The sequence below is a fragment of the Puniceicoccales bacterium genome (assembly GCA_031255005.1).
GTDB lineage: Bacteria > Verrucomicrobiota > Verrucomicrobiia > Opitutales > LL51 > JAIRTH01.
Map to the genome: position 1 here is coordinate 1 of JAIRTH010000036.1, position 9,270 is coordinate 9,270.

The 9,270-nt window shown below is 38.0% G+C and carries 8 protein-coding genes and 1 tRNA gene; 6 read left to right on the plus strand and 3 right to left on the minus strand.

All coding sequences use genetic code 11. The annotated features are described in order from the left end of the window. Positions 1-1,633, plus strand: a 1,633-nt coding sequence (locus tag LBH49_03690; protein ID MDR0351717.1) for a hypothetical protein, incomplete at its 5' end; no start/stop codon positions are given. 504 nt (positions 1,634-2,137) lie between these two features. Then, positions 2,138-3,727, plus strand: coding sequence for a hypothetical protein (locus tag LBH49_03695; protein MDR0351718.1), 1,590 nt, complete (start codon positions 2,138-2,140; stop codon positions 3,725-3,727). A gap of 796 nt (positions 3,728-4,523) precedes the next feature. Here the strand turns inward: LBH49_03695 and LBH49_03700 are convergent. After that, positions 4,524-4,597: transfer RNA gene (locus LBH49_03700), tRNA-Gln, on the minus strand. A gap of 131 nt (positions 4,598-4,728) precedes the next feature. On the opposite strand from LBH49_03700, the gene LBH49_03705 reads away from it, so the two are divergent. After that, entirely contained in the window at positions 4,729-5,049 is a 321-nt protein-coding gene (locus tag LBH49_03705) for a hypothetical protein (GenBank protein MDR0351719.1), read from the plus strand. A gap of 47 nt (positions 5,050-5,096) precedes the next feature. Here the strand turns inward: LBH49_03705 and LBH49_03710 are convergent, their stop codons facing one another. Next, positions 5,097-5,804: a hypothetical protein gene (locus LBH49_03710; protein MDR0351720.1), complete on the minus strand. Its 708-nt coding sequence runs from the start codon at positions 5,802-5,804 to the stop codon at positions 5,097-5,099. A 151-nt stretch (positions 5,805-5,955) separates the two neighbouring features. Between LBH49_03710 and gpmI the strand changes: the two genes are divergently transcribed. Together gpmI and LBH49_03720 are read left to right on the plus strand one after the other, a co-directional pair. Beyond that, complete coding sequence (gene gpmI, locus LBH49_03715; protein ID MDR0351721.1) at positions 5,956-7,530, plus strand: 2,3-bisphosphoglycerate-independent phosphoglycerate mutase; 1,575 nt, start codon at positions 5,956-5,958, stop codon at positions 7,528-7,530. A 12-nt stretch (positions 7,531-7,542) separates the two neighbouring features. Beyond that, positions 7,543-8,412 carry a prepilin peptidase gene (locus tag LBH49_03720; protein MDR0351722.1) on the plus strand — a complete coding sequence of 290 codons (870 nt, stop codon included), beginning with the start codon at positions 7,543-7,545 and terminating at the stop codon, positions 8,410-8,412. Here the strand turns inward: LBH49_03720 and LBH49_03725 are convergent. Continuing rightward, positions 8,409-8,714, minus strand: coding sequence for a hypothetical protein (locus tag LBH49_03725; protein ID MDR0351723.1), 306 nt, complete (start codon positions 8,712-8,714; stop codon positions 8,409-8,411). The two genes, LBH49_03720 and LBH49_03725, sit on opposite strands and share 4 nt — an antisense overlap. 223 nt (positions 8,715-8,937) lie before the next feature. Here LBH49_03725 and LBH49_03730 point away from each other — a divergent pair, with 223 nt between their 5' ends. Continuing rightward, positions 8,938-9,096 carry a small basic protein gene (locus tag LBH49_03730; GenBank protein ID MDR0351724.1) on the plus strand — a complete coding sequence of 53 codons (159 nt, stop codon included), beginning with the start codon at positions 8,938-8,940 and terminating at the stop codon, positions 9,094-9,096. The last annotated feature ends 174 nt before the right edge of the window (positions 9,097-9,270 follow it).

Sequence of the window (9,270 nt, forward strand, 5' to 3'; positions counted from 1 at the left end):
CGAAAGGATGAATATGAAAATTAAAAATAAATTATCTATTATATTATTATTAGCATTATCGTTGATTCCAATCCAGCAGCTACAGGCAGAAGTAGATACCCAGAGCTCAAAGGCTATCCTCAATATGGCGTATTCCATATCTATAACGCAGGTTCCTTGGATTGGCAATGTACCTATTCTTCGTTATATATGGTGGAATTACAATACCGGCACGGCAATGTCTGAAGGAACAACGCGAATAAGATGGAAGAGTTTTGCCGACATAATTTCACACCTTGTTTTCGACATAAATAGGGGTTTGCCAAATACGGGTAGAGCTAAAATTTTGGCTGATTTTTTTCAAGAAATCACTGAATATTGCGATGATCAAATGTTTAACAATGGAAATGGAAGTGCTAAGCTCCCAGATCATAATTTGGCGAAATTACTCTTTGGCTTAGAAGACAATAATATGTCGTCGCTACCTGGAATAGAATTATTCGCTCGTCAGGCCGCGGCTGTGCTAAGAGCCATTGCAAATAATACCGATAAGATTTTAACCGAGGGCTTCTTTAGTAATAGGGATAGTTTCTGTCACTCTGCGGGATGGAATCTTCCTATTTATGGTGGTTTTGACAAAAATAGTGATCCACGTAATACTAAATACTATCCTGCTACAATTTTAAATATAATTTCTTGGACATTGGATCATAACGGAACAATTAGTAAAGGTAATAATCCTGCGAATTTTCAAGCCAATATATATAATGTCAATAAAGCTATTTTGAAGACACTGCTGACTCCTCATAGAAGTATAAATGGACTTCAATCCTATGCGGTGGATGCACTTATGATAAACCAGTGTATTAATCATCCTGAGCGCATGGCTAAGATGTACAAGGATTTACTGATGGAAAATGGTGCTACACTATGGCAATCCGAGATACGTATGCATCCGTGTGCATTTGAGCCATTCCTTTACAAAGGTGGATTTTGCAATAATTTCGGTACATTGAACATAACAGATCTCGATAGCCTATTGTGTCATAGTTTAGCTAGTGAGATATTTAAGTGGATGGATTGTAAAGATCCTGGTAATATATATGCTCGCTCTGTTTCCATGCTAAACAAATTTTTTGACAAAGACTATAAATTTTCGGACGAGGACAATTTGACAACCTTTGATGCTATAAAAGATAAGATCCCAAGTTCTGATAACGAAAAAGTGAAATATGTTCTTTGCTTTATGGCTTTGAATAATTTACATATGGAACAGGAAAACGGTCATGAGCTCTTTCGTTTGGTAAATTTAATTGTGTTGCCTGATGATAACCCTAAATCTTTGATTATCGATACTGGTTGTCTTGATTATGGGAATGAAAATTTGAAATATTTACGTCCGTCTTGTCCATCTTATGCAAGAATTCAGCAAAATAATATAAGTATTAAATCCGCGGTATTTAATGCGAGGGATGGCAAATTTTCTTCAGAATTTATTTATAATCCCATTAATTCTGGCTATAATCTCGATGGTAAGCTAAGGAAGAAAACAAATTCTGTAAAAGTTAAGTATCGGAATGTGGATACGAAGGAATATGTGGAGAAAGACTATGCCATTACTAATAATAGCATTAAGGTGATCCCTACCCATTAATGGATAATATTAAGGAAAAGGTATATTTTTGCAATACATTAGTGTAATCAGCTGCAAACCTATTGACGCAGAAATGACAACAGTCATGGTTATAATAATTCAATAAATTTCAAGAGACTATTTTTATTCTTGTATACTTTTATTTATTTAACGTCTATGTAGATTGGTTGGCAGAAAGTTTGTTCGCATAGTATTTTGCATAAATATACCTGAAGATCTGAATGAATGATGGATTAGCCAAGAAATGTGGTTATTGACAATGGGGAATATAAAATCATCTGGTGCTTTGTTTGTCAAAACCGTGCTGAGCTTCAGATTCCCTATCATTGGCTTGGGGGTAGTAGCTCAATTGGTCAGAGCGCCTGCTTGTTGCGCAGGATGCCGCGGGTTCGAGTCCCATCTATCCAGCCAAAATAATTGACAATTTTTTGCTGATTTTTTTTGTAAAATTTCTCGTAAAATTTCATAATTCTTTTATCATATTTCCACAACTTAATTGAAAGGATGAATATGAAAATTAAAAATAAATTATCTATTATATTATTATTAACATTATCGTTGATTCCAATCCAGCAGCTACTGGCAGAGGAAGACTACTCTCTTGAGGCCTTGTATAACAATTCTACACAGTGGATTTCTTGGATCGGCAATAAATCTATTCTTCGTTATGAATATCGTCAACCTGGGACCATTTCCGTAGATATTGATAAAACAGCACGAATGAGATGGAAGGCTTTTGCTAACGCAATTGCGTACATTGTTTGTGATCCAAATAGTGGTTTGCCAGATGCGAATAAAGCTAAACCTTTGGCTGATTTTTTTCAAAAAATCACTGAATATTGCGATGATCAAATGTTTAACGATGGAAATGGGAAAATTGAGTTCCCAGATCATAAATTGGCGAAATTACTCTTTGGCTTGACGAACTTTGCTATATTTCTACCTGGAATAGAGTTATTCGCTCGTCAGGCCGCGGCTGCGCTAGGAGCCATTGTAGAGAATACCGGTGATATTTTAACCGAAGGCTTCTTTAATGAAAAGGAGGAGATTGGGAAGAGCTATAGTTTGAATATATATAATGATCCGTTTCATACGCTTGGTATTAGCAATATCGATACGCTTATTACTACATTGGATCATTTCGGAATAAGTAATCACCCCAATATTGGTGCGTTTTTTGAAGCAAATATACTCAATGCCAATAGAGCTATTTTGAAGACACTGCTAACTCCTCATAGAACTATGAATGGACTTCAATCCTCTGCGGTGGATGCGCTTATGATAAACATGTATATTAATCATCCAGAGCGCATAGCTAAGCTATGCAAGAGCTATATGCATAACATGAAAAACAAAGATGAGAAATTTGATATTCACTTCCTTGCATTTACGCCATTTCTTGAACAAGGTAAATTTTGCAGGAATTCAGATAAATTGCCCATAACAGATTTCGATAGCCTATTGTGTCATAGTTTAGCTAGTGAGATATTTTCAACTATGGATTGTAGCAAGCTTGCCGATATGCATGCTGTCTCTCTCTCCATGCCTGCAAAATTTTTTGGCGAAAGTAGTGACTTTTTAGCCCAGGCCAATTTGACAACCGTTGATGCTATAAAAGAGAAAATCACTAAATCTGATAGCAAAAAAGGGAAATATGTTCTTTGTTTTATAGCTTTGGATAATTCATATCTGGAACAGGTGAATGGTTGTGGATTCATTTCTTGGGTAAATTTAATTGTGCCGCCTGATGATGAGCCGTCTGATAATGATAAACCTAAACCTTTGATTATCGATACTGGTTATACTTATTACGATATTAACAATTTCAAAATTCCATACCAGGTTTATCCATTTTATGCAAAAATTCAGAAAAATGACACAAATGATATAAATATTAAATCAATGGTATTTAAGACGAAGAATAATGGGGATGATTGCAAATTTTCTCCAAAAACTATTTTGAGTGTCATTGATTCTTGCTATGATCTCAATGGTGAGCTAAGGAAGCCAACGGGCGAGATAAGAGATGAATTTATGGGTAAAAACTATAGTGGAATTACTAAGAATGGCATTATGGTGTTCAATGTCGATTAATGGATAGCATTAAGAAAAAGGTATATTTTGGTAATTAGAAAGTGTGTTGCCGGAAATACCTGTGTTGCCCCGAGAGAATTCTCCAAAAAAATTGATTGGAAAAAAGTGAAAATGATTAAGCTAGATGATTATGGTAGGTGTAGCCTAAATATATATCTAGTTTATCAACCATATTGAAGCGAGAATTTTGCAAAAAAAATGCCCAGGCTGGATGGATTTTTTGAAACTTTAGTTTTGGTGAAAAAGGATGAAAAAATATTGATCCGAATATGCCGACGAATTTGATGAATTTAGGAAAGGTAATCGAATTTATCGAACTGAGCAAAGGGAAAAATTATTTTGCAATGATATTCGGCAATTAATATCTAGGCCAAGCTTTTATGAAGATTATGCGCATAATAGAGAAATTTATTATGAAATGGCGATGGCGATGATGGCCCTGGGTGATCTCGGGCGAATGGATGGCATAATGAATTAATAGGTTAGACATATTTTAACTAATCGGATAAAATAGCATCTGTTTCATGATTTAAGATTGCTCCTATCGTAACACCGAAGGAGTAATCTTTTTTATTGGGCTATCTGTGGATATTTCTATGAATTAGGTTCTGGTGACGGCCCTGGGAGCCTGCTAGCGGGTATCCATAAAACTTCTTCCTAACTTTGATGCAATAGGCCAAGTGAATATGTGATTTACCCTAAAAGCTCCATTGCCATCGCCCTGAAGATTATTCCAATATGCCTCTTTGGGATTTCCTCCTTTAGATATGCCACTTGTACAGCGCTTCTTGTTTTGTGGCTGCCCGGCTAGGATTCGAACCTAGACAAACGGAGTCAGAGTCCGTTGTGCTACCATTACACAACCAGGCAATAAATGCACACCATATATAGAAATAATAGTGTCAAGCTCTAAATGTAAAAATATAAATTGTTGTATATTTGTAAATAAATTTCTTGATAATCTCGATGTTAGCTTTATACTAACATGCACTGGATTGCATATGGAAGCAAATGAGAATAAATGTCTTGTTACTGTGTATTTAAACAGCACTGGGAGTGGTGATGTTATACGCAATGAATTTGAAAAAATTGGGTTGCACAATTCGTTCCTTCGCGACGGCAAAAGCTACGATTTGCCAAGCAATATGTATGTGAAACCCACCATCGGAAGTGATCAAAATGCCATAAGAGATGCAGTGATGGATGATGTGAATAAGATTATGCAGGCCAAAGGCTTGAGTAACTGTAGCGTTGGCGTTTTCGTGGGTAAGGATTGGACTCAGGACGCTGTGATTGACTACAATAAGGGTGATGAGATCTGATCCACCAGATCTCTATGGCCTAGGCAAATCTTAGATCTATTTTTTGATCAGTTATGGTTTGGTTTTTTTTTGGTCCGGGTTATTTTTATATCTGGAGCAGAACTGTTTAATGCCACTGGTATCATCCTCCCTGAGGTAATTTCTATCGAATTTTTATTTACTTTTTTCGAACTAGAATTTTTAGATAGATCGGATGACATCTTTTCTATGGCCTCTTTCTTTATGGATTCCAAAACCGGATTATCCGATTTGACAGAATGCTTGGATAGGCTTATCACTGCTCCCTTGGTGGATAGTCTTGGGAAGAAAAATGTTGTCAATTTGCCATTGCATTCGGTAATATATTTAATTAATTGATCATGAAACATTTCCAAATAGCAGGGTGGCTTTTTGTCTATGGTTTCTGATGTATAAGATATTTTAGCAGAGGTGGCTATCGGGTCTTTATAAATTTTTGTTCCTATTATTTGGTGGCCTTTGGATTCTGAAATTGGCACGACACATATGGCTGGATTACCATTTCTAAGCCCTTCAACCATAACTGTTCCAGGGTCAGTTATTATGGCAGCCGAATCAAAGAGACGAATTTCGCTTTTCTTATTATCCGGCTCAAATATTATAGAGTCTCCGTTTTGTAGAAGTAACTCCTGATCTTCAGCTAGTGATGCCGGCCTATTTATCACCAATTCTCGCGCATAGGATACGCCATTGAAAACACCAAATACCACCAACCCAATTAATAATTTCCATTCCATAGTTCCAATAAATTAACTGTTAAAAATAACCATAAGGCCATCTGTCACTAGATGTTATGAAAAAGAGCGAAAGATCAATATAAATTTTTGACAAGGTAAATTTGTTAAATAAATACTCGCTAGACATGTTCATGGCATTAAACTGAAATTCATGGGTTCATTTGATAGATCGGTGATTTTAGTGATTAGGGATGGATGGGGTGAATTACATGACTCTAGCCTCGATAAATGGAATGCCATTAGCCATGGTAATGCTCGATTTCATGATCAAGTTTTGAGCGCTTGGCCGTCGGTGGAATTAGTGGCCTGTGGTTTGGCTGTCGGTTTGCCCGAAGGAATTATGGGCAATAGCGAGGTTGGGCATCAAAATCTTGGAGCTGGTCGAATCGTTGACCAGGAGATAGTTCGGATCGATAAGGCCTTTGCCGATGGTGGCCCAGATAATTTACCAGCCCTGAAAAATGCCCTGGCAAATGTGATTAAAAATGGTTCGAAGTTGCATTTGTTTGGGCTATGTTCCAATGGAGGTGTTCATTCCATGTTAAGGCATTTGTATGCTCTGCTTGCTGTGTCAAAAACTGCCGGACTAAAGAATGTTTGTATACATTTCTTTGCCGATGGGCGCGATACTCCACCTAGAAGCGGTCGAGATTTTTTGAAAGAAGTGGAGGCTCGATGCAATGAAATTGGCATTGGAGCTGTCAAGACTGTGATCGGAAGATTCTGGGCAATGGATAGAGACAATCGATGGCCAAGGGTAGAAAAGGCCTATCGCTGCCTCACCGGTGGTGCTGCAAAGACGGCGACCAGCGCGTCGGAGGCCATGGAAGATTACTATAAAAATCCGGCCGAAGCATCGTTGAGCGGTGATGAATTTATCACGCCAACCCAGATAGTTAATGAAGATGGATTATTTGATGGAGCTGTTGAAGATGGTGATTCGGTGATATTTTTCAATTTTCGTGGCGATCGACCCAGAGAATTGACCCGAGCATTCGTAGATGATTCCTTCGAGCACTTCGATCGAGGTCGCAAATTAAATTTATTTTACGCTACGATGACAGAGTATGAAAATGGACTATGCCCTAATGTGATATTTGAACGAAATCTAAAGATGGAAAATATCCTTGGCTCCTATATTAGTTCTTTGGGTATTAGACAGTTCCGTTGTGCTGAAACCGAAAAATATGCCCATGTAACTTTCTTTTTTAATGATTACCGAGAGGAGCCATTTCCATTGGAAGATCGCAGATTAATTCCTAGCCCAAAGGATGTGCCGACTTACGATAAAGTGCCGGCAATGAGTGCATTAGCTGTCAAAGATGCAGTCTTAGAAGCACTGAAATCTCGAAACTATGGATTAATTATTGTGAATTTTGCAAATACAGACATGGTTGGTCATACAGGTAATTTTGAGGCAGCTAAACAGGCTGTGGCGGTGGTGGATTCCTGCGTGGAACAGATTTGTGCCGTGGTGGACGAAGTAAACGCCATTGCGGTGATAACCTCTGACCATGGCAATTCTGAGCAAATGTGGGATCCAAAGAACGATGCTCCTCATACACAACATACTCTAAATCCCGTAAAGTTAACGATTTATGGCCGTGGCTGTGATTCCTTGAAATTGAAAAATGGTGGATGTTTGGCAGATGTGGCGCCAACGATTTTACGGTTGATGAAACTTCAGAATCCATTAGAGATGACTGGCAGTTCTCTAATACTTTAATAAAAAATTGATATGACTTATAATATGGATTATACATGGCTGCAGGCCTATGATTTATTTGTACATTCTAGGTTATTCTATCTGTTTGTGTTTACATTTGGTGCAGCCGTCGGAAGTTTTTCTGGTGTGTGCATAGCAAGGATCTCCGTTGGCCGATCGGTGATTTTCCCTAGATCCCACTGTCAATGCGGAAAAACTATACCATTGTGGTGGAATGTGCCGATTATAAGTTGGTTGATGCTTAGGGGGCGAGCCAGGTGTTGCGGTGCCAGGATAGGAATTGCCTATATTGGTATAGAACTTCTTGTGGCTGTGTTATTTACAGTGTTGTGGCATGTAACTCAATCCTCATTGTTCATTCCTGGAGCGATCTTGTTCGTAATTTTGGTGATATCTTCGGGGATTGATTTCAATACCATGGTGATTCCCGATTTACTTACCGTTGGCGGAGCGACGATGGGGATTATCATAGGCGGTATTTTTTCGCGCTTTGTATGGCGGGATTGTCTATTTTTAGGGATTGAAAATTCCGCTAAGGGCTTATTAATAGGGTCTAGTTTGCTGATGTGGGGTGCCATGGTGTCGGAAATTTTATTGAGAAAGGAAACCATAGGCTTCGGAGATGTTAAGCTAATTGGTTGCATAGGAGCATTTTCTGGTACGAATTGTGCCATATTTTCTATTTTTGGCGGAGCACTGATCGGGTTATTTGTGATATTGCCCTTTTGGGCCATGCGTTGTCGAAGCCATAGTGGGCGCATTGGCATGGGACAGCCGTTACCCTTTGGTCCATTCTTGGCTGTTGGTGCCATATGTTATTGGCTATTTTTTCGAGAGGTGGTGGATGACAATTTAGCGAAAATGTCCTTACTATTGGCTTAATTACAAAACACTGGTACTATGTAATTATCTTTGCCAGCGTTGGCGGTATAATTTTCGCCGTTGCACCAGATGACGTCATTTATTAGCAATTTATATTGAAAATTGGTACATTTTTTTGCACCACTGGTCCAGGCCCAGATATTATTGCCGTTGTTTTTCATCGGAATACCTTTGGACCAGCTTAGGTTATCGCCTTCACCTCGGATGTACAGTGTGTTGCCCCAGCCTACGTCGAAGTTGGCAAATATTTTTGTCATGCTATCATTGTTTTTATTGGCAGCAGAGCTTTTAGATTTACTCATCGTTCTAGACACAGATATAATTTTATTGAAAAGATGAAATTATTCAAGGAGAAGATTCCATTGGCATGGTTAAAGATGGAAAATTTTTATGAATATTTTGACCAGTATAATGATTTTTTCATATTTTTTCGCATAGCCAATTAAAATTTATTATTTTTGACTTGAATTTTATTGAATTGGCAGTTAAATCTCTGATGTATTATTAATTTAAATCCTTTAATTCATGACTCAGCATTCAAGTTTTAAGCGTTCCGGTTCGGGTATTGGCAGTAAGCGCAGTGTGCTTAAGCGCCTAGAAAGAGTAGATTTATTGCGAAAAAGAGGGCAGTGGAATGAAGAGAGACGATTATTTGGCCTGCCGAAAACCAAACCCGAGGAATAGCTATTTTGCCGATGATTTTTTCATGGTTTGTCCTCGAAAACTATATAATTTTTTTGATTTTTGTGGTTGGTCGGTGCTGTTTTTGATTTGGTCTATGTTGCCTTGCGGTTGTCCGGAGCTACTATGCTTTGGAGGAGATAGTGCTCTATTCGTTGTGGGGCAATCATATATGGA

Coding starts and splice junctions, on each gene's coding strand:
- LBH49_03720 (MDR0351722.1), top strand. CDS start 7,543: ATGACTTATAATATGGATTATACATGGCTGCAGGCCTATGATTTATTT.
- LBH49_03730 (MDR0351724.1), top strand. CDS start 8,938: ATGACTCAGCATTCAAGTTTTAAGCGTTCCGGTTCGGGTATTGGCAGT.
- LBH49_03710 (MDR0351720.1), bottom strand. CDS start 5,804: ATGGAATGGAAATTATTAATTGGGTTGGTGGTATTTGGTGTTTTCAAT.
- LBH49_03705 (MDR0351719.1), top strand. CDS start 4,729: ATGGAAGCAAATGAGAATAAATGTCTTGTTACTGTGTATTTAAACAGC.
- LBH49_03725 (MDR0351723.1), bottom strand. CDS start 8,714: ATGAGTAAATCTAAAAGCTCTGCTGCCAATAAAAACAATGATAGCATG.
- LBH49_03695 (MDR0351718.1), top strand. CDS start 2,138: ATGAATATGAAAATTAAAAATAAATTATCTATTATATTATTATTAACA.
- gpmI (MDR0351721.1), top strand. CDS start 5,956: ATGGGTTCATTTGATAGATCGGTGATTTTAGTGATTAGGGATGGATGG.